The following is a 24,762-nucleotide window of genomic DNA, read 5'->3' as shown; positions in this document are numbered from 1 at the left end:
CGCCGCTGCCGCCCGCGCCACCGGCGGCAGGGCCGCTCGTCGCGTCGCCGCCGTCGGCGTCGGAGTCGGCGTAGCCGAAGGCGAGGCTGCGTCCGTCGCCGCCAGCACCACCCGCGCCACCGGCGGTGCTGGTGTCGACGTCCTGTACCGGTGCCACGTACTGCTGGAAGTTGAAGTCAGCCATTTTCTGTCCCGTTCCTCGATCCGTTTTCGACGGCAATCCGTCATGTTGCCGAGAAAGTTATGGCTCCCGGGTGTCATCGGTAATCGGGGTTTGTCCCGCGGCTGTCACGGGGCGTTCGCGGTGTCCCCGGGGGATCGTTAGGGGATTCGCCCCCCATTACGGCCGGGTGGTGAAACGCCTAATCGAATGCGGGAAGTTGCGAGATAGCGACAGTGAGTAGTGCCTGCAGGGCGGTGCACGAGTCGGGCTTACCGGCGCGCATGGTCGCCACGATCGCCTGGTCTGCCGCCACGCCGACGTCGTAGCGGCAGAACTCGCCACGCGCCGTGAACGTCTCCAGCGCGGGGTAGCCCAGCAGCCGGACCCTGCCTGCCGTCGAGTCGCGGTCCCTGGTCAGCTCCTGGAGTCCATCGCCACTCGTGAACGCCGTGATCTGGGCGGATTCCGCGTGTGCCCCGGTCCAGCTGCAGTTCGCGCCGAGCTCGTCCTGGCCGGGCACCCCCGAGTCGAAGCCGAGGTCCGTGCGGGCCGCGGGGTCGAGCAGGGCGCACGGGTCGATGCCGACGAGCCCCTTCGGGGACTCGACGGGCGGCACCGTCGGTGTCGGCGGTGGCGCCTCGGTCGCGCAACTCGCTGTCACCAACAATGTCGCCACCGTTGCCGCCATCGCCATAAGGCGAATAATCACGGGCTTTCCTTCCGCTGTGTCATTTCTCGCCCGATCTCGATTTCTGTAACGTTCTCGGGTCGTAACGCGTCTTCCCTAGCAGCATTCGCTTGGAGGCGAGGATGAGTTACCGGGTCGGGATCGATTTCGGCACAACCTTCACCGCCGCGGCCCTACATCGTGACGGTGCGCAGGCGGCTGAAGTCGTTCCGTTGGGGGACGGCAGGCCGACGGTGCCCTCCGTTGTCTTCGTGGCCGCTGACGGATCGTTCGTGATGGGAGACGCCGCGGTGCGGCGCGCGGTGACGGACCCTGACCGGGTCGTCCGGGAGGTCAAACGACGCATCGGCGACCGAACGCCGGTGCTCGTCGCAGGCGAGTCGATCGAGGCACACACCATCGCGGCGTGTTTCGTCCGGTGGGTGGTGGACCGGGTGAGCGACCGCGAGGGCGCCCCGCCTGCCGGGGTCGCGCTGACCCATCCGGCGTCGTGGGGCAGGCACAAGTGCACGCTGATGACCGAAGCCCTTGCCGCACAAGGGATCACGGCGGTCCGGCTGGTGACCGAGCCGGCCGCCGCCGCGATCGCGTACACCGCGTCGAAGCACGTCCCGCCGGGTGCCGCGATCGGCGTGTACGACCTGGGTGGCGGCACCTTCGACGCCGCGGTCGTGCGCCAGCTGGACGATGGCGGCTTCGAGCTGGTCGGCACGCCACATGGCATCGAGTCCCTCGGCGGTGTCGACTTCGACGAGGCGATCTTCGAGCAGGTCAGGGCGACCGTCGGGGTGCAGTGGACCGAACTGGACTTCAACGGCCCGATGGTGCGGACCGCGGCGGCCGCGCTGCGCCGTGAGTGCACCGAGGCGAAGGAGGCGCTGTCCGCCGACACCGAGGTGACCATTCCGGTGATGCTGCCGGGGGTGAGCACCCGGGTGCGGATGGTGCGCACGGAGTTCGAGCAGCTCATCGAGCCGGCGATCGCGTCGACGGTGGTGGCGTTGCGGACGGCGTGCGAGTCTGCCGACCTGTCCGCGTCGGACCTGTCGGCGGTGTTGCTGGTCGGCGGCTCGTCCCGGATTCCGCTGGTGTCCCAGCAGGTCTCGGCCGCCTTCGACCGTCCGGTGACGGTCGACTCCGACCCGAAGGCGGTGGTGGCGTGCGGCGCGGCCCTGTCGCTGCGGCCCGCCGAGCAGGCGCCAAGGACCGTGGTGGTGTCCCCGGTGGGGCTGGTCCCCGCGGTCCGTTCGCGCCGGATGGTCACGCTCGGGGTCGGGCTCGCGATGTGCGTCGGTGCGCTGGTGGTGACCGCGGGCACGCTGGGCACCGATTTGCTGTCCGGCGGCGCGGCGCCGGTCGGCGTCGCGGATCCCCTCGGGACGGGCGGGCCACGTGAGGTGCTCGACGAGGTGCCGGTGGGGACTCCGGAAGAGGGGGAGGAGGACCCGTGGACCGGCGAGCCGTACCGCGAGACCACCCCGCCAGGACCCAAGCGCCCAGGCGCGAAACCGACCACGGCGAGCCCTGCGACCCTGACCCCGACCCCCATGACCGGCGGCGACCGCACCAGGGCGATCAAAGGCGCGCCCCCCGTCGGTCAGCCGGTGACCCCGTCCGGCGGCAGCGGACCGACGACGTCCGACACGCCCCCGGAACAGACCACCACCACGACCGACGCGACTTCTGTGGAGACGACCACCACCGAGCCTGAGGCGACGACCACGACCGAAGAGACGACGACCACCACCGAAGAGACGACGACCACAACCAATGCGCCCGAGGTGCCGACGGAGGACTCACTCGAGGCGATCGTCGAGTCGATGCCATGACGTCCGGGCCGCCGCCGCCCCGGCCCAGCACCGCGCGGACGAGCGCGCCGCCGGTGGCCGCCATGCGGAGCCTGGCCCGGCCGAAGCAGATCACCGCAGCCTTCTGGCTGTGGCAGCTCGCCGCCGGGTTCGCGATCGCCTCGGCGGTGGTCGCCATCGGGCGCCTCGACGGGTTGCGGGACGAGTTCGTCCGTGAGGCACGCGAGAACGACGGCTCCGCGAGCGCAGGCACCGTCGACCGGGTCGCCGACCTTTCTGTGCTGATCGTCGTCGGCGGTGGCCTGCTGATCGGGGTGCTGGCCGTGTTGTTCGCGGCCGCCATGTGGGTGGGCAAGGGCTGGGCGCGGGGCGCGCTCGTGCTGGTGGCACTGCTCGCCGTCGCGTACGCGGTGCTGGTCGCCGTGCCGCTGGGGTGGCTCGTACTCGCGGCCGCGTGCCTCGCGGTGGTGGCGACCGTCTGCATGTACCTGCCGGGAAGCAAGCCCTGGTTTGTGTGATTAGCCAGCCCGCCTCCCCGGAATTAATCGTGTTGGTCCCGACCCAGCGACACCCAGGACCGCAGGCGGTTAGTGGCTGGGTGCCGTCACGTTCCCCTGAGGTCACAGCTGGTCAGGCCCAGGCCCTCGCGCAAAGATCCTTGCGGCACGCTACTACTGTGGCGTTTGTGGAAGATCGTGTGCTTGGCCGCACCGGCCGTCAGGTGTCCGTTGTCGGGCTCGGGTGCTGGCAGCTCGGGGCGGACTGGGGCCGGGTCGACGACGCCGACGCGTTCGCGGTGCTGCACGCGGCCGTCGACGCGGGGGTCACGTTCCTCGACACGGCCGACGTGTACGGCGACGGCCGCAGCGAGCAGCTGATCGCCCGCTTCCTCGCCGAACGTGCCGCCGAGGTGACGGTGGCGACGAAGTGCGGGCGCCGCGCCGACCCGCACGTGCCCGCGTCGTTCACGCCGGAGCACCTGCGTGCCTGGACCGACCGCAGCCGCGCCAACCTGCGGGTCGACCGGCTGGACCTGGTGCAGCTGCACTGCCCGCCGACGCCGGTGTTCTCCTCCGGCGAGGTGTTCGACGCGCTCGACGAGCTGGTCCGGGAGGGCAACCTCGCCGCGTACGGGGTGTCCGTCGAGACCTGCGAGGAGGCGCTGACCGCCATCGCGCGCCCAGGCGTCGCGAGTGTGCAGATCATCCTCAACGCGTTCCGCCGCAAACCGCTCGAGCGGGTGCTGCCCACGGCACGCGCGGCGGGTGTCGGCATCATCGCGCGGGTCCCGCTCGCGAGCGGGGTCTTGTCCGGCAAGTACGACGAGCACACGACCTTCGCCGACGACGACCACCGCACGTACAACCGCCACGGCGAGGCGTTCGACGTCGGCGAGACGTTCTCCGGCGTCCCGTTCGAGGTGGGGGTGCGCGCGGCGCGCTCCCTCGCGGAGATCGCACAGGACCTCGGCGTCAGCACGGCCGCGCTCGCGCTGCGCTGGGTGATCGACCAGCCGGGCGTCAGCGTCGTGATCCCGGGCGCCCGCAACGCGGAGCAGGCGAACGCCAACACCGCCGCCGGGACCGTGCCCCCGTTGTCGGACGACACGCTGCGCGCGATCGAGCGGATCTACGACGACCAGATCCGCGCACACGTCCACGACCGCTGGTGACGGCGAGAATCTGACATTGATGTCAGGTTCATGGCTGGAGAGAAGCTCGTCGCCGACCTGACCGCCGAACGGGACCGCATCGACCGCATGCTCGGTGACCTGGCCCGGTCCCGGGAGGTACTGACCGACGTGATCGACACGGCCTCGGGTCAGTAGGTCACCGCGCCAGGGCCAGCACGGCCTGCAGTTCGCGGTAGGCGGGTTTCGCGGCGAAGTTCTCGTCCAGCAGGTTGGCCGCGCCCTCGCCGTCGAACCAGCCCGGTACCCACGAGTACTTGTCGGTGAAACCCCACACCGTGAACGAGTTGCAGCGGCGTGCGAGCAGGCAGCCCTGCAGCAGCACGCTGTACCCCTGCGCCTGGGCCTGCAGCTTCACGTTGTCGGACGGCATGATCATGCGGACGTCCACCTCGGTGACGGCGGTCTCCAGCCCCAGCTTCTCGAACCGGGCGAAGTTGGCGGCCACCTCGGACGCGCTGTGGAAGCCGTACTGCACGCCGTAGTGGCCCTGCGCGCCGAAGCCGTGCACCGGAACCCGTTGTGCCACCAGGTCCTTCGCCAACGCGAGGTAGGCGTCGCTCTTCGCGCTGATGCCCTCGACGTTGTAGTCGTTGAGGAACAGCTTCGCCTTCGGGTCGGCCTGGTGTGCCCAGCGGAACGCGTCGGCGAGGTAGCCCGGTCCCAGCTCACGCAACCAGATCGAGTCGCGTAGCTCGCCGTTGTCGTCGATGACCTCGTTCGCCACGTCCCACTGGTAGATGCGGCCGCGGAAGTGGCTGACCTCGTCGATGATGTGCCTGCGCAGGATCCCGCGCAGCTCGGTCGCGTCGATCTCGCCCGACTCGACGCCCTGCGTCAGCCACGCCGGGAGCTGGTTGTGCCACACCAGGGTGTGCCCGCGCACCTGCTGCCCGTTGCGCCTCGCGGCGGCCATCAGCTCGTCGGCGGCGCTGAAGTCGAGCTCGCCGCGTACCGGCTCGACGACCTCCCACTTCATCACGTTCTCGGCGGTGATGGAGTTGAACTCGGCGCCGATCCGGTCGCGGTAGGTCGCGTCCGAGGTGTAGGCGGCGTGGTCGACGGCGGTGCCGATCAGCAGTTGCCTGCCCGCCAGCTCACGCAGTGGCCGGTCGGGGGATGAGGCCCCGGCCGCCGGAGCGGGTGAGCCGGCGGCCGGGAGTAGGGGGTAGAGCGATGCCGCGGCGAGGAAGCCTGCCGCGGCGACACGAGACACCTTCATGTGACGCTCCTCGACGACGGTGGCGAAGTTCGAAAGTTTCGGTGAAATGCCGGTATCGCGAGGAGAAACGTTAAGGTCTACCAGCGAGTCCGTCAAGCAGGCAGCGCATTTCCGGTACGCCGTCACCGAAACTTTCGGTGACGGCGTACCGGAAATCGGAAGACGTGCGTCAGAAGCCGCTGTTGCCAGGGCCTCGGTTGACGGTGAAGCCCGGCGACACCGACAGCCCGCCGGATGGTGCGCCGGACACCGAGGTGTACGAGAACGACGCGTTGCCGGTCGCGTTGATCTCGATGCCGTAGGTGCCGGTGCCCGCCACGGTGACCCGTTCGAACGTCGCGTTCTCGATGCGGCGCTGCCAGGTCATCAGAATGCCCGCGTACGTGCTGTCCCGGATCTCGACGTCCCGGACCGTCACCGGCGCGGTGATATCGGCCGTGTCCGCGAACAACCACAGCGCGCCGAGCTGGGAGTTCCAGTTCGGTTCAAGGCCACCGGTGCGGACCAGCGTGTTCCGTTGCACCAGCGTCTCCCCGGACAACGGCACCGGGTTGAACCGGGTGCCGACCGCGATGCCAGCCGACGCCGTCAGCGTGTCGGCGACGAGGTTGTCCTCGGCCCGGTTCGAGTCGCCGCCGTAGATGCCGATCCCGTTGCCCAGCATGGGAATCTGCACGGTGTTGAACGTGAACGCACCACGGGTCACCGGTGACCCGGCCGACCACATGGCCAGCGCGTCGTCGCCGGTGTTGCGGACGACGCTCTGCTGCACGCTCGTGTCGCGTACGTTGCCGTGGAAGTTCACCCCGTCGGCGAACGTGTTGCGGATCCGCAGACCGAGCGCGAGCAGTCCGTCGGTGCCGTTGTCCGCCCACAGTCCGACCTTCGTGTGCTCGATCCACACGTTCTGGATCAGCGACCCGGTGCCGAAGTTGCCCTCGAGCGCGGCGTGGAAGTTCGCGTCGTCGCGGTAGCGGACATCGCCGTCGATCATCAGGTCGGCGATCGTGACGTTGCCGCCGGTGGCGAACAGACCGCCCTTGCCTGCCCGTCCCGCCAGGACCGAGTACCACGGGCCCGCGCCGCGGACGGCCACACTCTGGACGTCGACCCGGTCGGCCATGACGAACCGCCCGGCCGGCACCCACACGCCGGTGCCGGCCGACCGGGCCGCCGCCACCGCAGCGCGGATCGCGGCCGTGTCGTCGGAGTCGTCGCCGGGGGTCGCGCCGTGCTGGGTGATGGTCACGTAGCCGGACGGCATGGCGATCGCCGCGCCGACGTTCTCGGCGTCGACGAGATCGACGTCGATGTACGCGGCGGCGGTGGAGTCCTTCTGCAGCCGCAGTTTCGTGCCCGCCGGAAGCGAGTCGAGCCGGGTCCTCGCCTCTCCGAAGAACCGCTGCGCGCCACCCTCGCCCGGGTTGTTGGTGTACGGGTAGGCGCCGTACACCCAGCTGTACACACTGGACAGTGTCAGGTCGCGTGCCTTGGTGCCGTTCACGTACACGCCGATCGGCGCGGTGATTCCCGCACCGTCAGAGGAGTCCGGAATGGACGCACGTACGACGAGCGAGTTCGCGGGCTGGGTGAGGGTGAACTCGACGTAGCTGCCGGTGTTCTGCAGCCGCACGCCACGACGACCGGACGCCTCGGCAGGCACCGTGCGGAACGTGCGGTCGGGGCCGAACACGGCGCCGTTCGTGGCGGCGTTCTCCGCCTCGTACTCGGTGTACGGCACCGTCGCGCCACGGGTGGCGAGTGCCTTGCCGCCGGAGAGCGCGACGCGGTCGACGGCGACGGTGCCGCCGCTGCCCGGCGCGCGGGTCAGCCCGATGCTGCCGAGCCCGGCGGCGAGCGTCACCGGCAGGGTGGCGGTGGCCCAGCCGCTGCTCGCGGCGAGCGTGACCTGCCCGAGCCGCAACCCGTTGCCGGTCACCACGAACGCCTGGTTCTGGGTGGCGGTGTACCGGATCGTGAGCGTCTGCTGGCTCGCGGAGGCGACGCCCACCGGGATGACCAGCCGTGCGGTGTCGGTGCTGAGGCCGGTGGCGTAGCCGGCGCCGGAGAACCCGGACGTGCCGGTGGCGCGGGTCGTGCCGCCGGACAGGTGCCCGGTCTCGGCCTCGAAGCACGTGCCGCTGTCACAGGTCACGGGGGTGTTGCCGGTGACGGTCAGCCGGTCGAGGTTGACGTTGCCGGAGTCGGTGGCATCGAACCGGTAACCGATGCCGCTCGCACCGGACGGCAGCGTGACCGTGCTGGCCACGGTGCCCCACGTGGCCCAGCCGCCGGTGGCGGGCAGCGACAACTGTTGCAGGCGTTGCGAGCCGACGTAGAGGGAGAGCGTCATGGTCGAGCCGGTGCCATTGGCGTACCGCAGCGTGAGGGTCTGCGATCCGGGTGCGGTCACGGTGAACGTGACACCCGCCCGGCCCTTGTTGGCGTCGGTCAGCCCGCCGACGTACCCGCCGCCGGAGTACCCGGCGTGCTCGGTCTCGACGGCCGCGCCACCGGCGAGCGACGCGGACTCCGCCTCGAAAACACCCGGCTCGGCCGGTGCCCCCGAGGTGACGGTGAGCCGGTCGAGGTTGATGTTGCCGGAGTCGGCGGAGTCGAACCGGTAGGCCACCCCGGTTGTGCCCGACGGCAGCGCGACGGTCGTGGAGGCCGTGCCCCACGACGTCCACGACCCGGTCGACGGCAGCGACACCTGCTGGAGTCGTTGCGCACCAACATAAAGGGAGAGTGTCATGGTCGAGCCGGTGCCGTTGGCGTATCGCAGCGCGAGGCTCTGAGTGCCGGGTGCGGTCACGGTGAACGTGACGCCCGCCCGGCCCTTGTTGGTGTCGGTGAGCCCGCCGACGTAACCGCTGCCGGAGTACCCGGCGTGCTCGGTCTGCGCCACCGCGCCGCCGGTCAGCGACGCGGCTTCCGCTTCCAGGGTGAGTGGCGCGGCGGCGGGTGCGCCGGGTGGCGCCACGCCGAGCAGGGCCACGGCAAGCGCTACCACGGACAGTTTGCGAAACATCCTTGTTCCACCTCTTGTTCCGGTTGCGGGGTTTCAGCCCTTCACCGCGCCGCTCAGCGCGTCCCCTTGCAAGAACAGGCGCTGGAAGACGAGGAAGAGGACCACCGGGATAACAGTCGAGATCGCCAAGGCGGCGAGGAACACGTCCAGCTCGACATACTGCTGGAGTGCGGGCAGCCGCACGGACAGCGGCTGCAGGTCGGGGTCTGGCAGTACGAGCAGCGGCCAGAGGAAGTCCTTCCACGCGGCCACGACCGCGAACACGGACACGACCCCGAGGATCGGCCGGGACATCGGCAGCACCACCGACCAGAACAGCCGGTACGGACCGGCACCGTCCACTCTGGCCGCTTCGAACACCTCGCGCGGGAGGCCGTCGAAGAACCGTTGCACCAGCAGGATGTTGAACGCGTTGGCGCCCGCCGGGAGCCACACCGCCCAGAACGTGTTGATCAGGTCGGCGTCGACGACGGTCAGGTACAGCGGCACCAGCAACACGACCCCGGGCACGAACAGCGTCGCCAGCACGACTCCGGTCAGCACCTTGCGGTATCGCGGCCGCAGCACCGACAGCGCGTACCCGGCCGTCGTCGCCACGAGCAACTGCACGAACCAGGCGCCCGCCGCGACGATCACCGTGTTGAGGAAGTACTTGTCGATCTCCACCCTGGTCCACGCGGTCGCGAGGTTCGCGAAGTCGAAACCATTGGGCCACAACGACAGCGGCTCACGCAGGGTGTCCTGTGTCGGGGTCACGGCGGCCTTCGCGAGCCACAGCATCGGCCCGAGCCCGACCAGGAACAGCAGCGCCAGCAGCACCCCGTGCACCACGCGGGCGGTGCGCCGGACCGACGACGTGTGCCAGTCCGACGGCGACAGCACACCTCGACTCACGACGCCCCCTCGCAGGCTCCGTGGCGCCGCTCGCGGTCGCCCTGCGTTTGATGGTTCGCTCCGCAAGCTCCGCTCACGACGTGCTCCATCCACGCGTCAGCCGGAAGTACACGGCCGAGAACACGGCCAGCACCGCCGCCAGCATCAGCGACAGCGCGGTCGCCGCGCCGTAGTCGCCGCCGAGGCTGTTGGCGAACGCGTAGTCGTAGATCAGCAGCAGGATCGTCGTCGTCGAGTTCGCCGGGCCGCCGCCGGTGAACAGGAACGGCTCGAGGAACACCTGCGCGGTACCGATGATCTGCAGGATGAACGTGACCAGCAGGACGTGCCGGAGCCGGGGGAGCGTCACGTGCCAGACCTTGCGCCACACACCGGCGCCGTCGATCTCCGCCGCCTCGTACAGCTCCGGTGCGACGCCGGTCAGCGCCGCCAGGTAGATGATGATCGTGCCGCCCGCCGCGGCCCACGTCGCCTCGAGCACCAGTGCTGGCATCGCCACGTCCGCGTCCTGCAGCCAGGGGAGCGCGTCGATGCCGACGTACCCGAGCAGCGTGTTGAACACGCCGGTCGGACTCGCGTCGTAGAAGAACTTCCACAGCAGCACCGCCACCACCGGCGGCACGACCACCGGCAGGTACGCGAGCGCGCCGTACAGGCCGCGGAACCGCCGCACCTCGCCCATCAGCACGGCCACGACCAGCGGGATCGGGTAGCCGAACAGCAGCGCGAGGAACGCGAACCACAGCGTGTTCTCCACGGCCGTCCACAGCAGCGGGTCGGACAGGACGGTGCGGAAGTTCTCCAGCCCCACGAACGTCGCGTCGCTCACCAGGTTCGTCTGCTGGAACGACATGACTACCGCCTGGCCGATCGGCAGCCACGAGAACACCGTGAACACGACAAGCATGGGCAGCAGGAACACCAGTGTGGCGAGCCCCCCGCCCCGCACTGTCCCGCCTCCCCGGAACTTGAAGGTGCTGGTCTCGTTCCGGCGAGCGGTGCGGACCGGCGGTGGTTGGTGGCCGGCCGTCACGTTCGGCCGCGAGGCTTGGGCAACCCGCGAGTGGTGATTCATCGTGTTCAGTTCCGGTCGAGCAGGGCCTGCGCGTCGGCTTCGGCCTGCGCGAGCAGCCCGCCGATGTCCGCGTTCTTGTCGGTGAGCACCGACTGGACCACCGGGTCGAGCAGCGCGTAGACCTCCTGGGTGGACCGGGTGGGCTCGGTCAGCAGCGGCTGGTCGAACATGTCGTCGGTGTACGGGGTCATCTGTTCCAGCGGAACGTTCACGTACGCCGTGGTCCAGGCGAGCATCTCGTCGTAGGTCGCCTTGTCGAACACCGGCAGCGTCGGCGCGCCCACCGGCGCGTCCGAGTCGGCGAGGGCCTTCGCGTCGAGCACCGCCGCGTCCTTCACGGTCAGCTTCGCCATGTAGTAGAAGTCGATCCACTTGACCCCGGCCGCCTGGACGGCCTCCTCGGCGTTCGCGCTCACCACGGCCAGCGTGCCGCCGCCGAGCACACCGGCGTCCTCGTCGTCCGCCAATGGCAGCACGGTGACGCCGTAGTCGGCCGGTTTGACCGCGTTCTGCGTGAGGAGCTGGCCGTAGTTGCCGCCGCCGGAGACGTACATGCCGATCCGGCCCGCCGCGAAGTCCTGGTTGATGGTGCCCCAGTCGTACAGGAAGTTCGCGCCCATGCTGTTGTCGGTCCAGCGCATGTCGTGGAGGTCGGCCAGCACGTCCCGCATCTGCGGGGTGTCCAGGGTGGCCTCGGCCCTGTCGCCCTTGATGACTTCGGTGCGGCCGCCGTAGGCGTAGTCGAGCGTGGTCAGGATCCAGCCGCCGGTGTTGTCCTTGGTCATCTGTGCGTACCCGGCCTGCCCGGTGCGCTGCGCGATCTGCTTCGCGGCCGCCCGCACCTCGTCCCATGTGGACGGTGGGTTGTCCGGGTCGAGCCCGGCCTGGGTGAACAGGGTGCGGTTGTAGTGCAGGGCCTGGCCGTACGCGGCGATCGGCACGGCATGCATCTTCCCGTCGGCGGCCTTCCCCGCGTCGGCGACGTTCGGGTTGAAGTCCTTGGCGTACGGAAGTTCCGCGACCAGACCGGAGATGTCCGCGACCTGCTTGCGTTCGATGAGCCCCCGGCCGTCGGTGAACGGGACGGTGAACACGTCCGGCAGCGTGCCGCCCGCGAGCTGGGCGGTGAACGTGGTCGCCTCCCAGTTGTACTCCTGGGGCTGTAAGTCGATGTCCGGGTTGGCCTTCTCGAACTGCGCGACGCGCTCGTCGTACGCGTCGACGGCGCCCTGTTCGAGTCCGGGGTCGATGGCGATCTTCACGACGGTCCTGCCGTCGCCGGCGTCGTCGGACCCGCAGGCGGTGAGGACGGTCGCGGCGGCGAGCGCGGCCGCGACGAGCTTCGAGGACCTCATTGTCGCTCCCTTGTGGATGGTCAGGAACGCAGCCAGGCTGCGGTGTCGGGTGGAAGGGTGCCGCCGGTCAGGACACCGCTGCACAGCAGCACCTCGGCGTGAGCGGGCAGGTCGGCCGCGGTGTCCCCCAGGTTGACGACGCACAGTACGTCACCCCGGCGGAACCCCAGTACGTCGTCCGGTGTGGACAACCAGGTGAACTCGTCGCCGCGCAGCCCCGGCTCGGCACGGCGGATCGCGATCATGGACCGGTACAACGTCAGCATCGACGCCGGTTCACCGTCCTGCGCCTCGACGGAGCGGCTGCCCCAGTCGGCGGGTTGCGGCAGCCACGGTTTCGGCCCGCCGAATCCGAACGACGGGCCGTCCGTGGTCCACGGCAGCGGCACCCGGCAGCCGTCGCGGCCGGGGTCGACACCGTTCGACCGGAAGTGCATGGGGTCCTGCAGCACGTCGAGGGGCAGATCCTCCACCTCGGGGAGCCCCAGCTCGTCGCCCTGGTACACGTACAGCGACCCGGGCAGCGCGCCGGTCAGCAGCGCAGCCGCCCGCGCCCGGCTCGTGCCGAGCACGAGGTCCGTCGGGGTGCCGAACCGGCGTGCCCCGAACCCGAACGAGCTGTCCGCGCGGCCGTACCGGGTGACGGCGCGGGTGACGTCGTGGTTGGACAGCACCCACGTCGCGGGTGCGCCGACCGGCCGGTGTGCGTCCAGAGTGGACACAATGGCGGCACGCAGCTGATCGGGTGCCCACGGGCGCATCATGAAGTCGAAGTTGAACGCCGTGTGCATCTCGTCGGGGCGCAGGTAGCGGGCGAACCGCTCCGGGTCGGCCAGCCAGATCTCGCCGACCAGCACCCGGGGCTCGGCATAGGAGTCGGCGACCGCGCGCCACGACCGGTAGATGTCGTGCAGCTCGTCGCGGTCCAGGAACGGGTGGGTGCCCGGTGCGAACTCGCCGTCCGCGCCGGGGAACGCGGGATCCTTGACCGGCATGGTCGCCGAGTCGATCCGCACGCCTGCGACCCCGCGGTCGAACCAGAACCGCAGCACGTCCTCGTGCTCGCGGCGCACGTCCTGGTGGTTCCAGTTCAGGTCCGGCTGTTGCGGTGCGAACAGGTGCAGGTACCACTCGCCCGGCGAGCCGTCCGGGTTCGTGGTGCGGGTCCAGGTGCCGCCGGAGAAGCTCGACACCCAGTCCGTCGGCGGCTCCGCGCCGTCCGGCCCCCGGCCGGGGTGGAACCAGAACCGTTGCCGCTCCTGCGATCCCGGCCCCGAGGCGAGCGCGGCGCGGAACCACTCGTGCCGGTCAGACACGTGGTTGGGCACGACGTCGACGATCGTGCGGATACCGAGCGCGGCCGCGTCCGCGATCAGCAGCTCCGCCTCCTCGACGGTGCCGAACGCCGGGTCGATCGCCCGGTAGTCGGCCACGTCGTAGCCGCCGTCGGCAAGTGGCGAGGAGTACCACGGGGTGAACCAGATGGCGTCCACACCCAGGTCACGCAGGTACGGGAGGCGGGAGCGGACCCCGGCCAGGTCGCCGGTGCCGTCGTCGTTCCCGTCGGCGAAGCTGCGCGGGTAGACCTGGTAGATCACCGCGTTCCGCCACCACTCGGCAGTGCTCACTGGACTCCTCGCTCATCAGGTTTAGCGCTATACCTGCCGTACGGTAATGTTGCCTGGGCAGAGCTGTCAACGGGGTCGGTGAGGGGAGTTCGGTTGGTCCGGGTCACGCTCAAGGACATCGCGAACGAGGCGGGCGTGAGCATGATGACCGTCTCGAACGTGATCAACGGCAACCGTGCTCGGGTGTCGCCGGAGACGATCGAGCGGGTGCGGCGGATCGTCGCCGAGCGTGGTTACGTGCCGAGCGCGTCAGCGCGCAGCCTCGCCGCGAGGTCGTCGCGGCTGATCGGGCTGCTGGTGCCCGCCGCGGACGAGGACAGCCTCACGCTGAGCCCGCACACCGGCGCGATCCTCGGTCAGATCGAGCGGGCGCTGCGCAAACGCGGCTACCACCTGTTGCTCCGTGGCATCGCGCACCCGGACGAGGTGGGCGAGGCGTTGCAGTCGTGGAGCCTGGACGGCGCTGTGCTGCTGGGTTTCCTCGACGAGGAGATCGACGCGCTCGACGTGACGGTGCCGGTACTCGCGGTCGACAGCTACTCGCCGAACCGGCTGGCCACCGGCGTCCGCTCGGACGACTTCGATGGCGGCCGCATCGCCGCCGCACACCTGCTCGACCTCGGCCATCGCGACATCGTGTTCGCCGGTCCGTCCTTTTCGGACGTCGGCGTCGTGCACCAGCGCTACGAGGGGTTCCGGCAGGCATTCGTCGATCGTGGACTGTCCATACGCGACGGTCACATCGCGGCGGTCAACACCACGCACGCGAGCGGGCACGAGCTGGGTTCCCGCCTGCGTGCGGAGTTCCCGTCGGCGACCGCGGTGTTCGCGACCGCGGACATCCTCGCGATCGGGATCATGGCCGGACTGGTCGACACCGGTGTGCCGGTGCCGGGGGCGGTGTCGGTGATCGGCTTCGACGACCTCGACATCTCGGCCATCGTCACCCCGAAGCTGACGACCGTCGCGCAGGACATCCCGACCAAGGCGGCGATGGCGGTCGACCTGCTGCTGACCGCCGTCGAGAAGCGTGACCGCCCGGCCGAACCGGTCACCCTGGACGTGCACCTTGTCGAACGGGAGTCGACGGCTCGCCGGTGAGCGGCGCCGCGCACGTCGACCCTGTCACCGCGATCGTGTGCACTATCCTGACGCCCCAACCGACCCAGGAGGCCCGATCATGGCGACCGACGCCGAGCTGACCACGACGTTCGCCGAGTTCGACGGCAACGGGGACGGGCAGATCACGAGCGCGGAGTTCGGGGCCGCCATGGTCGCCCGCGGCGAGGAGATCACCGAGCGGGAGATCACCGAGATCTTCGCCGACGCCGACACCGACCGCGACGGCACGATCTCCTTCACCGAGTTCGCGGTCGCCTGGAACCGCGCGGGCAACTAGTGCCCCGTCCAGGCGAAGAGGGCACGTTTCTCCACGGCCCAGGCGGCCGCTGGCGGCGTTGCGGGAAAGCCCAAGTACAACCCGGTACGAGCGGCTTTCCCGCGCCTTGCCGGCGACCACCTGGATCCACGGACAAACGACCCACTTCACCTTGACGGGGCACTAGAACTTCGCGGACCTGGCGGCGGGGGAGCGGGTCGCGACCAGAGCGGGTGCCGCGCACTGGGTGCGAGCGGCGCGGCTGGGCAGGACCGCACCGCGGCGGTGACGAAGGTTCACGCGTCGCGTGCCGCGGCGAGGATGTACGAGGTGAGGGCCTGTGCGATGACCGCGTAGCCCGCGGCGGACGGGTGGAAGCGGTCGGCGGAGAACATGCGCTCGTCGGACGCGAAGCGGGAGAACACCTCCTGGCCGATGTGCGCCACGGTCGCGCCCGCGGTGGTCGCGGCCCCGGCCTGCGCTGCCGCGTACGCCCTGCTCGTCTGGGACACCATGTCGCGGAAGGCGGGTGGCACATGGCCCAGCACGCCCATGTCCGGCGCCGTCACCACGACCACCCGCGCCCCCTCCTTCGTGAGGGTGGCGACCGCGTCCTGGAGCAGCCCCGCGCCGACCGCCGGTGGCGTGAACCGGGTCAGGTCGTTGGCACCGACGACGATCAACGCGAGGTCGGCACCCGCCGCGACCGCGGCCCGCACCTGCGGCGCGAGGTCGGCCGACCGGGCGCCGGGAACCGCGTGCACACGAAGGTCCACCTGATGCCCCGCCGCCCGCAGGGCACCGGCGAGGACATGGCCGACGCTCTGCTCGACATGGGTGCAGCCGACGCCCGCCGCGAGGGAGTCGCCAAGGACGCGGAACCGGAGAGTGGTCATCAACCAGATCAACGCCGGTGAGGCCCCCGCTGATCCCGCAACGACATTCATCGGATGTCTAATGGTCAAATTCCCGGAAAGGCGGCTGTCGCACAGTACAGGAGCCGCTTTGATCCGATGGTCAGGCCGGATCAGGGGAGGGTCCGGCCTGACCACCTCATGACCGCTCTACGGTGTCCACGCCGCGCTGACCGACCACGTCACGTCCTGGTCGTACGACGTCGGGTTGTCGTAGACGTGCGCGCCGCTGTTCGACGACACCCACACCTCCTCCGAGTAGTGGCGGACGTTCGTGCCCAGTTCGTTCAGTGACGCCAGCCGTACGCCGCCCGAGCCGGGTTGGGCGCAGAACGTGGCGTCGCGGCGGTAGATGTCGGTGTTCTCGTTCGCCGACAGCCTGACCCGGTACGCCTGGTGGCGCAGGTACGCGCCCGCGACGTTGCGGGACTCCAGCGAATAGCACGACGGGTCCGCGAGACCCCGCCGCACCACGAACGTCGCGTCCGCCTTCGTCAGCGCGTCGCTCGCGGAGGTCACCACGTCCGTCCTGGCGAGGCCGTCGCGGTGGCGCAGGTGGCGGTCGGTGAAGCCCGGGGTCGTCACCCGGAACGACCGTGCCTGGTCCCTCGGCAGGTCGGCACCGCTGCGCCACAGCGGGATGGTCGCCGCCCACGTGGTGTCCTGCGCGAAGGACGTCGCCGTGTCCCACGGGTTCGAGCCGCCGGACCTCGCGAGATACACCGCCTCGTTGAAGTGCCGGACGAAGGCTCCCGGGTTGTTGAACGACTCGAGCGCGGCCGCACCCGAGCCCGACCGTGGGCAGAACGTCGCGTCGGCCGAGAAGCCCGACGTGCCGTCCGACGCGTCGACGCGGATCCTGGACGCCGCGTGCCGCAGGTAGCGGCCCGGAAGGTTCCGCGACTCGAACGACACGCACGTCGCGCTCGCGAGGCCGGGACGGACCCAGTACGTCGCGTCCTGCTTGAGCACGTCGCTTCCGTTGTCCACGTCGGTCCTGCCAAGGCTGTCCTGGTGGCGCAGGTACCGGTTCGTGAACCCCGGCGTCGTGACCCGCAGCGAGGTCAGCTCGCCCTGGTTCACCGACGTGCCGGCCGCCGCGGCCAGCACCCGCTGGTTCACCGCCAGCACCCGCGCCGCGGTCATCTTCAGCACCTGCCGGTCGTAGGTGTAGAACCCGTTGACCTCGTTCTCCAGGTCGTACGGCTCCGTGTACACCGACGCCGACAACCCGCGCGTCTGCGCGAACCTCGCGACCTCCGACGTGATCGTCACGTACCTGGTCGTCAGCGAGTTCTCCTCCGGGAACAGGTCTCCGTAGGCGAAACCGGCGCCCGGCTGCCACTCGTGCCCCACGACCCGCCTGCCGAGCCCGCCGTACTCACCCAGCACCGCGATCCGCGTCGCGTCGGGTGTCCTCGTCCCGCCGGACATCTGGTACGCGTGGTCGTCGATCACGTCGCCGTTGGTCGGGCTCGGGTCCGACACGCAGCAGTTGGAGCCAGAGTTGTGGTTGATCAGCCTGGTCGAGTCGATGCCCCGCACCAGATCGACGATCCGCGCGTTGTCGTACTCGCCCCAGCCCTCGTTGAACGGCACCCACTGCACGATCGACGTGATGCCCTTGAGCTGGTTGACGATCCGTCCCAGCTCCGCCTCGAAGTTGACGTGGCTCGCGGCCGACGTGTCGTCCACGGCGTCCAGCGACGGCATGTCCTGCCACACCATCAGCCCGAGCCGGTCCGCCCAGTAGAACCACCGCGCGGGCTCCACCTTGATGTGCTTGCGGACCATGTTGAAACCCAGCGCCTTCTGCCGCTCCAGGTCGAACCGCAGCGCCGCGTCGGTCGGCGCGGTGTAGATGCCGTCCGGCCAGAAGCCCTGGTCGAGCGTGCCGAGCTGGAACACGAACTTGCCGTTCAGCAGCGGCCGCATCACCCCGCCCACGACCGCCTTGCCGAGCGACCGCATGCCGAAGTACCCGGTCACCACATCGGTGCCCATGGTCACCCGCAGGTCGTACAGGAAGGGGTCACTCGGCGACCACAGTCGCGCGTTCGGCACGGGGATCCGCAGGTGCCCGCCCGTGGCGCCGGTCGCCGACCCGACGACCGTGCCACCGCTCAGCACCTCGGCCCGCACCTGCTGGCCCGCACTGCCGGCCACCACCAGGTCGAGCACGCCGGCAGGCACGTCGGGGGTGGTGTCCAGGCGCGTGATGTGGTTGGCGGCCACGGGTTCCAGCCACACCGTCTGCCAGATGCCGGACGACGCCGTGTACCAGATGCCGCTCGGGTTGCGGCGCTGCTTGCCGATGGGGAACCGGTTGCCGTCGATCGGCGAGTACGCGCCGACGATGATCTCGTTCGAACCGGCCCGCAACGCATTGGTGATGTCGAACGAGAACGCGTCGAAGCCGCCGGTGTGCGTGCCGACCTGGGTGCCGTTCACCCACACCCGCGTCTCCCACGTGACCGCGCCGAAGTTCAGCTTGACGCGGCGACCGTTCCACGTGGACGGCACGGTGAACGTGCGCCGGTAGAACATGTTGTCCTCGTGGCGTTGGATACCCGAGAGCGCCGACTCGATCGGGTAGGGCACGAGGACGCCTTCTGGCAGGGTCTGCCCGACCGGCGGGTTGTTGATGGAGGACGCGCCCGCGAACTCCCACACCCCGTTCAGGTTCTGCCACTCCGTGCGCACCAGCTGCGGCCGAGGGTACTCCGGCAGCGCGTTGGTGGGGGAGACCTGAGCGGTCCACGGCGTGGACAGCGGCGGCGTCTTCGGCACCCACTCGGCTGCCTGCGCCGAGGGGGCGACCGCGACGACCGTCGTGGCGGCGACGAGGAATCCCGTTGCCGCGCTGAGCAAATGTCTCAATCTCATGGCTGCTCCTACTGTGCTGCGGTGAGGGCACCGAGGCCGCTTGCCTGGGTGCGCCAGTCGAGTTGGTTTCCGGTGCCGCCCGCCCACCGCTGACCGATCCGGTTGAGCGGGTCACGGTCGGCCGACCAGATCGAGTCGGCCTGCCGTCGGGCGAAGTCGGCGTAGGCGGGTGCGCCGGACACGGCCCGCCCGCGCTTGCGGTGGCGCGAGAAGCGGGCCGCCGAGCAGCACGGCGACCAGTGGCGGGACTCTCACAGCAGCCGCCACACGTGGTCCGCGGTGCCGGTGTCGCCGAACTGGACTACCTGCGCGGAGTCCGCGTGGGACATCACGTCGACCCCGAGCACCTTGCCCGAGTTGGCGTTCTGGACTCGCCACAGCCCGTCGGTGTCGGCCCGCAGCCGCCACAGGTGGTCACGTGTGCCGTTGTCGCTGAACTGCACGACGAACGCCGAGTCCGCCGTCGACATGCGGTCAACGCCGAGGACCTTGCCGGAGTGCGCGTTGCGGATCCGGAAGTACCCGTCGGCGTCGGGCAGGAACCGCCAGCGGTGATCGGCCGTCCCCGCGTCGGCGAACTGCACCACTCGCGCTGAGTCCTGTGTGGACATTCCGTCGACCGCGAGCACCTTGGTGGAGTTCAGGTTCTGGATCCGCACGTCGCCGTCGGGGATGATCCGCCACAGGTGGTCGGCGGTGCCGGTGTCGTCGTACTGGACCACGTGCGCGGAGTCGGCGGTGGACATGAGGTCCACGCCGAGCACCTTGCCCGAGTTCAGGTTGCGCAGGCGGAACCAGCCGTCACCGTTGTCGGCCGGCTCCCACACGTGGTCGGTGGTGCCGGTGTCGTTGAACTGCACGACGTGCGCGGAGTTCGCGGTCGACATGCCGTCGACACCGAGCACCTTGCCGGAGTGCGTGCTCACGACCTTGACCTGGCCGTTGCCGAGGTCGACGAGGCGCCACAGGTGGTCGCCTGCGCCGTTGTCGGCGAACTGCGTGATGTGCGCGGAGTCTGCCGTCGAGGCACCGTCGATGGCGAGGACCTTGCCACTGTTCTTGTTCTGGAAACGACACGGCGGTCCGGGGGTGCCCCAGGTGCGGGTGCCGCCGGTGCGCGGGAAGGTGGTGATACGCAGCCGGGCCGCACCCATCGGGATCAGGGTGACCCGTTCGACCGGCGTCGTGGTGGCGACCGGGCTGCCCTGGAGCGTGCCGATCACGTTCTGGCTGTCGGTACGCCAGTCGGCGATCTTCTGGGCGTTCACGGTGATCCGGACCGGTGCGCCGTCGACGGTGAACGGGTCGGTGAGGTTCCCGCCGGTGCTGACAGCGGGTGCCGGGTCGGCGGTGAGGCCGTAGTTCCACGCGGTGGACGCGGTGACCTCCAGTTCCGGCCACGCCTCGGTGCCCGCGTACCGGCGCCACTGCTCGTCGAACCGCAGCGAGTACGTCAGCGGGCCGCGGTCCACCGACACCGCGCCGCTCGCCCACGTGCGGGTCCGGGGCGTCATCGGCAGCGTGAGCACGACCGTGTCGCCGTTCTGCCAGGTCCGGTTGACCGTGGTGAACCCTCGGGTCACGGTGACCGCTGCGCCGTTCACGGTGAGCCGGGGGCTCGCGCACCAGCCCGGGACCCGGAACGCGAGCGGGAACGCCGCCGCGCGGTCGGTCGCGAGCCGGAATGTGACCGTGTCCGCGAACGGGTAGCCGGTGTCCTCGGTGATCGTCACCCGCGCGCCCGCGACGGTCGTGGTGACGGTCGACGGCCCGAACAGCGCGGCCGCCAGCCCGCCGTCCGGCGTGGCAAGCCACATCTCCTCGACGAAGTACGGCCAGCCCTGCCCGTAGTTGTGCGGGCAGCAGCGGTAGTCGTGCACGGCGGGTTTGTAGGCCTGCATGGCGAACCCGTTCTGGAACTGCCGCCGTGTCTTCGCGACGTTGTCCAGCCGCACCACGTTCGCGCTCGTGACGTAGTGGGTGACCGTGCCGAGCGGGTCCAGGCTCGCCGGGAGCATGTTGAACGCGAGGTCCTCGGTGCGGTCCGCCCACACCGGGTCGCCGGTCAGGCGGGTGAGCAGCTCGTGGCTCGCCATGAACTCGACGATTCCGCAGGTCTCGAAGCCCTGGCGGGGGTCGCCGAACCCGGGCCGGGCGTTCTCGTCGCCCGCGAACCCGCCGCCGGGGAACTGGCCGTAGGTGCGCAGGATGGTGTCGTAGTTGCGGTAGGCGGCGTCGCGGTGGGCAGTGTCGCCGGAAAGCTGCCAGTACTGGGCCGGCTCGCGGAAGCCCTGCGCGATGTTCACGTTGTGCAGGCTGGGGATCCCGCCTGCCCAGTTCGCCGACAGCCGGTGGATGCGGTGGACGAGGTCGAGGAGCGTCGTGTCCCCGGTCCGGTCGTACAGCCAGACGATGACGTCGATCGTGTCGCCCCAGCGGGTGTTGCCCCAGCCGTCGGTGAACACGCCGTCCGGCTGCCGGGCCGTGAACCGGAAGAAGCCGGACAACAACGCGTCGATCCGGGTGTCGCCGTGGTACTCGGCCCACGATCGCAGCGCGTGCAGCATCGGCATGTGCGGCCACAGGTCCGCGTGGCCGTTGAGGCTGGACCGCAGCCGGGCCGGGCCGAAGAAGCCGTCGGAGGAGGCGGTCGCGATGACCGCCTCGACCCAGCGTTCTGTGTCGCCAAGGACGCGGGCGTCGCCGGTGACGTAGCCGAGGTCGCCGTACCCGCGCAGCCAGTAAGGCAGCTCCTCCCAGCCGTCGCGGTCGGGGTGGACCCAGCCGGAGGTGTCGAACCGGAGGAAGTCGGAGATCTCCTGGTAGCGGCCGCAGAGGCCGGTGAGCTGGCGGTCGAGCTGGGTGGCGAGCCAGCCGCGAGGGCGGACCGCGCCCGGTGGGAGCCGCGGGAACGCCGGTCTTCGCGGCGCGGGGGCCGCGGTGGCGGTCACGTCAGGGCGGGGTAGCAGCGAAGCGCCCGCGGCCAGCGCGCCGCCGATCAGCAACGTACGTCGTCGTACTCGCATGGTGGTGCTCCAGGGTGCAGGGGGACCTGGTGCCGTATTCGGTTATGGGGTGGTGCTTTCCCTGACCTCCAGGGCGAACGGGATCGAGACGTCCTGGGGTGGGAAGTCTTCGCCGCCAGAGGCGCGGCGATGGACGAGGTCGACGGCCGCCTTCGCGAGTGCCGCCTTGTCCGGTGCGATGGTGGTCAGCGCAGGCACGCTGTAGGCGCTGTGCTCGGTGTTGTCGAACCCGACGACGGCGAGGTCGTGCGGAATCCGCAGGCCACGGTCGTGTGCGGCGCGGATGGCGCCGAGGGCGAGCATGTCGTTGAAGCAGAACACCGCGTCCGGCGGCTCGGCCCGGTCGAGCAGTTCGGCCATGGCGGCGGCGCCGTCGCTGTGGTGGTAGCGCAGCGCGGTGGCCGTGATCTCCGGCAGCCCGGCCTCGGCGATGGCCTGCCGGTACCCGGCCAGCCGCTGCGTCGCGGTGCCGCGGGTCGGGTGCTGCCCGATGACCGCGATCCGCGTACGGCCAAGGTCGATCAGGTGCCGGACGGCCGTGTGCGCGGCGGTGACGTTGTCGATGCCGACGTGGTCGAGGGGGAGCGGCAGCGGGTGCTCGCCCAGCAGCACCACCGGCACGCCGGGGGTGGCGACGTCGTCGGGCACGACCGCCTGCGGGCTGACGATCGCGCCGTCCACCATGTGCGGGCCCAGGTCGGCGATGACCTTGCGTTCCCGCACCCGGTCACCCTGGGTCTGCTCGATGAGCACGCTCCAGTCGTGCTCGGCGGCGGCCGCGATGATGCCACCAGCCAGCTCGCCGAAGTAGGGGATCGACAGCTCGGGGACGACGAGCGCGAGGAACCCGGTGCGGCCGCGGCGCAGGTTGCGGGCACCGATGTTGGGCCGGTAGCCGGTGGCGGTGAGCGCGTCCTCGACGCGGCGACGGTTCTCCGGCTTCACGAAGTCGTACCCGTTGACCACGTTCGACACGGTCTTGACGGACACCCCGGCGAGCACCGCGACGTCCCTCAAGGTGGCCATGAATGACTTTTACAACGTTGTGCCAACGATGTAAAGGCGTTCGCCGCCGGTTCACCCGGGTAGCCCCGCATCAACCCGCGCGCCGGGGGAAAGCGGCACCGAGAGGCTTCGGTTCGAGCCGGTCATCTTTTGAGCTTCATCGGCGAAAGTGCCGGGCGTCGACCGTAAGTTTTGCTAAGGATCTGGCGCAAGGGAGCCGCTGACCGCAGAATGATCATCTCTGGCCGTCAGGCTCTTTACCGCCTCGGGTGACGCTGGTAAAGGTGGAACCATACACCGTCCGTCTTGAATGTCCAATTAGGACGAACGCGTTGATTTTCGTGCGGCGGAAGGAAGTGATGGCCGGGTGAGCGACGGCAGGGAATTGGTACCGCTGAGCACGGGGTTCGACATCGTGATGCGTGGATACCGGCGCGGACCCGTCCGGCAGTACGTGCACGCGGTGGAAGAGGAGCTGCGGTTGCTCGTCGCGGACCGCGACGCCAACGCGGAACTGGCGCAGGCGCTGGTGGCGGAAGTCGAGCTGCTGCGGGCCCGGAACGGAAAACTGGCGCGGCAGGTGGACGAGATGTCCCGCATGCCGGTCGATCCGGCGGCGGTGCCCGCGAGGCTGCGAAAGATGGTCGAGCTGGCGAAGGAGGAGGCAGGCGAGATCACCGCACGCGCGCAGGCCGCCGCCGAGAACAGCTGGGCCGCGGCGGAGGAGGCCGCGGGCAGGCTGCGGGCCAGGTACGAGAAGGCGCTCGTGGAGATGGACCGCACCCGCCGGGTGACGGAGGAGGAACACCGGCAGCTGCTGCACCAGGCGCGGGTCGACGCCGCGGTGATGACCACGCAGGCCGACCGCCGCCGCGCCGAGCTGGACGAACTGGCTTCCCGGCGCCGGGAACGCGTGGTGGCCGACTTCGAGGTCGCCATGGCCCGCAGGCGCGGGGAGGCGATGCGGGAGATCGCCATGCAGCGGATCGCCGCGCAGACGGAGGCCGATCGCCTGGTCAGCGTGGCGACCAAGGACGCGGACCGGCGGGTGGCGACGTCCAGGGAGCGGGCGAGCCGCTTGATGCGCGAGGCCACCGAGAGCGCGGAAAACCGGACGGCGGCGGCCAAGGCGGAAGCCACACACCGCATCCGCGAGGCGACCGCCGAGGCCGAGCGACTGGTGAGCGAGGCGACCACCGAGGCCGAGAGCCGCACGACAGCGGCGAAAGCGGAGGCCGAGCGGTTGGTCCGCGAGGCCACCGAGGCCGCGGCGCGCCGGGCCGCGACATCGCGGGAACGCGCCAGTCGCCTGATGCGGGAGGCCACCGAGAGCGCGGAAGCACGCGCGGCCGCCGCGAAGGCCGAGGCGAACCGGCGTATCCGGGTGGCCACCGCCGAGGCCGGGAGCCTGGTCTCGACGGCAACGGAGGAGTCGCACCGGCGGGTCACCGTCGCGACGCAGGAGGTGGTGCGGTTGCGGGACCTGCGTGGCCGCCTCGCCACGCAGCTGGCCAGTGCCCGCGAGGTACTGGGCAGCGCGGTGCCGCTGCTGGCACCCACCGAAGTGGAGGCACTCGAGGAGCCCGCCAGACAGTCCGCGATCCCCCAGCAGCGCTCGTCCGGCTGACGCCGCAGGACGTTGCCGGTGTCCCGAAACGCGCTTTCGGGTCGTTGAGCCTGGTTGTTTGCCTCCGGCGGGCCTTTGCCTCCGGCGGTTCCTCGCCGGAGGGGCTGGTCTCTGGGATTGCAGGGAGCCCCTTGGTGGTGGGCTTTGCGCCCTCGGGGACCCGATGCCTCATCACTGCGTCTTTCGGGACGTTCAACCTGGATCCACCGGTTGCGTTTGCCTCACCGGTTTGCCGTCGGCGGGCCTTTGCCTCCGGCGGCTCCTCGCCGGAGGGGCAGGTCTCCAGGATGGTCTGGGGTTTCGAGGTTTTCTTGCGTTGGGTTCGGGTCTGCCTGCCATCCCGTCGTCCTCACTTCGTGCTATCACACCGCG

General features: G+C 70.1%; 19 protein-coding genes and 1 pseudogene. 7 read left to right on the top strand and 13 right to left on the bottom strand.

Annotated elements, in window-relative coordinates; genetic code table 11:
- A pseudogene (locus tag WBA97_RS20800) lies at positions 1-184 on the bottom strand (hypothetical protein); the annotation flags it as partial.
- Positions 185-362: 178 nt separating this feature from the next.
- Positions 363-872, bottom strand: a complete 510-nt coding sequence (locus tag WBA97_RS20795) for a DUF3558 family protein (RefSeq protein ID WP_424232542.1) — start codon at positions 870-872, stop codon at positions 363-365.
- A gap of 101 nt (positions 873-973) precedes the next feature.
- Between WBA97_RS20795 and WBA97_RS20790 the strand changes: the two genes are divergently transcribed.
- The 4 genes from WBA97_RS20790 (at position 974) to WBA97_RS20775 (ending at position 4,487) form a co-directional block, all read left to right on the top strand.
- Positions 974-2,680: an Hsp70 family protein gene (locus tag WBA97_RS20790; protein ID WP_424232541.1), complete on the top strand. Its 1,707-nt coding sequence runs from the start codon at positions 974-976 to the stop codon at positions 2,678-2,680.
- Complete coding sequence (locus WBA97_RS20785; RefSeq protein ID WP_424232540.1) at positions 2,677-3,177, top strand: hypothetical protein; 501 nt, start codon at positions 2,677-2,679, stop codon at positions 3,175-3,177. Before WBA97_RS20790 ends, WBA97_RS20785 begins: the two co-directional genes overlap by 4 nt.
- A gap of 167 nt (positions 3,178-3,344) precedes the next feature.
- Positions 3,345-4,331: an aldo/keto reductase gene (locus WBA97_RS20780; protein ID WP_424232539.1), complete on the top strand. Its 987-nt coding sequence runs from the start codon at positions 3,345-3,347 to the stop codon at positions 4,329-4,331.
- 30 nt (positions 4,332-4,361) lie between these two features.
- Entirely contained in the window at positions 4,362-4,487 is a 126-nt protein-coding gene (locus WBA97_RS20775; protein ID WP_424232538.1) for a hypothetical protein, read from the top strand.
- Between the two features lies 1 nt (position 4,488).
- On the opposite strand, the gene WBA97_RS20770 is transcribed toward WBA97_RS20775, so the two are convergent.
- The 6 genes from WBA97_RS20770 to WBA97_RS20745 form a co-directional block, all read right to left on the bottom strand.
- Positions 4,489-5,571, bottom strand: coding sequence for an endo-1,4-beta-xylanase (locus WBA97_RS20770; RefSeq protein WP_424232537.1), 1,083 nt, complete (start codon positions 5,569-5,571; stop codon positions 4,489-4,491).
- 169 nt (positions 5,572-5,740) lie between these two features.
- The gene (locus tag WBA97_RS20765) at positions 5,741-8,602 is read right to left on the bottom strand and encodes a carbohydrate-binding protein (RefSeq protein ID WP_424232536.1); all 2,862 of its coding nucleotides are present in this window, start codon (positions 8,600-8,602) and stop codon (positions 5,741-5,743) included.
- A 33-nt stretch (positions 8,603-8,635) separates the two neighbouring features.
- Positions 8,636-9,496 (bottom strand): carbohydrate ABC transporter permease, encoded by an 861-nt coding sequence (locus WBA97_RS20760; protein WP_424232535.1) that lies wholly within the window; start codon positions 9,494-9,496, stop codon positions 8,636-8,638.
- Between the two features lie 73 nt (positions 9,497-9,569).
- A complete protein-coding gene (locus WBA97_RS20755) occupies positions 9,570-10,445 on the bottom strand; it encodes a carbohydrate ABC transporter permease (protein ID WP_424232534.1) in 876 nt (291 codons plus the stop codon).
- Positions 10,446-10,576: 131 nt separating this feature from the next.
- Complete coding sequence (locus WBA97_RS20750) at positions 10,577-11,926, bottom strand: ABC transporter substrate-binding protein (protein WP_424232533.1); 1,350 nt, start codon at positions 11,924-11,926, stop codon at positions 10,577-10,579.
- 20 nt (positions 11,927-11,946) lie between these two features.
- Positions 11,947-13,554 (bottom strand): glycoside hydrolase family 13 protein, encoded by a 1,608-nt coding sequence (locus WBA97_RS20745; RefSeq protein ID WP_424232532.1) that lies wholly within the window; start codon positions 13,552-13,554, stop codon positions 11,947-11,949.
- 93 nt (positions 13,555-13,647) lie between these two features.
- On the opposite strand from WBA97_RS20745, the gene WBA97_RS20740 reads away from it, so the two are divergent.
- Complete coding sequence (locus WBA97_RS20740) at positions 13,648-14,655, top strand: LacI family DNA-binding transcriptional regulator (protein ID WP_424232531.1); 1,008 nt, start codon at positions 13,648-13,650, stop codon at positions 14,653-14,655.
- A 79-nt stretch (positions 14,656-14,734) separates the two neighbouring features.
- On the top strand, positions 14,735-14,953 hold the full coding sequence (locus tag WBA97_RS20735; RefSeq protein ID WP_424232530.1) for an EF-hand domain-containing protein: 219 nt from the start codon (positions 14,735-14,737) through the stop codon (positions 14,951-14,953).
- Between the two features lie 275 nt (positions 14,954-15,228).
- On the opposite strand, the gene WBA97_RS20730 is transcribed toward WBA97_RS20735, so the two are convergent.
- From WBA97_RS20730 to WBA97_RS20710, 5 genes are all read right to left on the bottom strand, one after another.
- Positions 15,229-15,828, bottom strand: a complete 600-nt coding sequence (locus WBA97_RS20730) for a GDSL-type esterase/lipase family protein (RefSeq protein ID WP_424232529.1) — start codon at positions 15,826-15,828, stop codon at positions 15,229-15,231.
- Positions 15,829-15,996: 168 nt separating this feature from the next.
- Positions 15,997-18,732, bottom strand: coding sequence for an AbfB domain-containing protein (locus WBA97_RS20725; RefSeq protein WP_424232528.1), 2,736 nt, complete (start codon positions 18,730-18,732; stop codon positions 15,997-15,999).
- Between the two features lie 8 nt (positions 18,733-18,740).
- Positions 18,741-18,914: a hypothetical protein gene (locus WBA97_RS20720; protein WP_424232527.1), complete on the bottom strand. Its 174-nt coding sequence runs from the start codon at positions 18,912-18,914 to the stop codon at positions 18,741-18,743.
- A gap of 69 nt (positions 18,915-18,983) precedes the next feature.
- Positions 18,984-21,758 carry an RICIN domain-containing protein gene (locus tag WBA97_RS20715; RefSeq protein WP_424232526.1) on the bottom strand — a complete coding sequence of 925 codons (2,775 nt, stop codon included), beginning with the start codon at positions 21,756-21,758 and terminating at the stop codon, positions 18,984-18,986.
- A gap of 42 nt (positions 21,759-21,800) precedes the next feature.
- Entirely contained in the window at positions 21,801-22,784 is a 984-nt protein-coding gene (locus WBA97_RS20710) for a LacI family DNA-binding transcriptional regulator (RefSeq protein ID WP_424232525.1), read from the bottom strand.
- Positions 22,785-23,130: 346 nt separating this feature from the next.
- Here WBA97_RS20710 and WBA97_RS20705 point away from each other — a divergent pair, with 346 nt between their 5' ends.
- On the top strand, positions 23,131-24,390 hold the full coding sequence (locus WBA97_RS20705; RefSeq protein WP_424232524.1) for a hypothetical protein: 1,260 nt from the start codon (positions 23,131-23,133) through the stop codon (positions 24,388-24,390).
- Positions 24,391-24,762 lie beyond the last annotated feature (372 nt).

This window comes from Actinophytocola sp. (assembly GCF_049647105.1).
Taxonomy (GTDB): domain Bacteria; phylum Actinomycetota; class Actinomycetes; order Mycobacteriales; family Pseudonocardiaceae; genus Actinophytocola.
This window is presented reverse-complemented; position numbering and strand designations above follow the sequence as displayed.

What these genes read in the sequence shown, in the direction of transcription:
- WBA97_RS20790 (WP_424232541.1), top strand. Translation starts at nt 974, where the DNA reads ATGAGTTACCGGGTCGGGATCGATTTCGGCACAACCTTCACCGCCGCG.
- WBA97_RS20785 (WP_424232540.1), top strand. Translation starts at nt 2,677, where the DNA reads ATGACGTCCGGGCCGCCGCCGCCCCGGCCCAGCACCGCGCGGACGAGC.
- WBA97_RS20775 (WP_424232538.1), top strand. Translation starts at nt 4,362, where the DNA reads ATGGCTGGAGAGAAGCTCGTCGCCGACCTGACCGCCGAACGGGACCGC.
- WBA97_RS20770 (WP_424232537.1), bottom strand. Translation starts at nt 5,571, where the DNA reads ATGAAGGTGTCTCGTGTCGCCGCGGCAGGCTTCCTCGCCGCGGCATCG.
- WBA97_RS20765 (WP_424232536.1), bottom strand. Translation starts at nt 8,602, where the DNA reads ATGTTTCGCAAACTGTCCGTGGTAGCGCTTGCCGTGGCCCTGCTCGGC.
- WBA97_RS20750 (WP_424232533.1), bottom strand. Translation starts at nt 11,926, where the DNA reads ATGAGGTCCTCGAAGCTCGTCGCGGCCGCGCTCGCCGCCGCGACCGTC.
- WBA97_RS20735 (WP_424232530.1), top strand. Translation starts at nt 14,735, where the DNA reads ATGGCGACCGACGCCGAGCTGACCACGACGTTCGCCGAGTTCGACGGC.
- WBA97_RS20730 (WP_424232529.1), bottom strand. Translation starts at nt 15,828, where the DNA reads ATGACCACTCTCCGGTTCCGCGTCCTTGGCGACTCCCTCGCGGCGGGC.
- WBA97_RS20725 (WP_424232528.1), bottom strand. Translation starts at nt 18,732, where the DNA reads ATGAGATTGAGACATTTGCTCAGCGCGGCAACGGGATTCCTCGTCGCC.
- WBA97_RS20715 (WP_424232526.1), bottom strand. Translation starts at nt 21,758, where the DNA reads ATGCGAGTACGACGACGTACGTTGCTGATCGGCGGCGCGCTGGCCGCG.
- WBA97_RS20710 (WP_424232525.1), bottom strand. Translation starts at nt 22,784, where the DNA reads ATGGCCACCTTGAGGGACGTCGCGGTGCTCGCCGGGGTGTCCGTCAAG.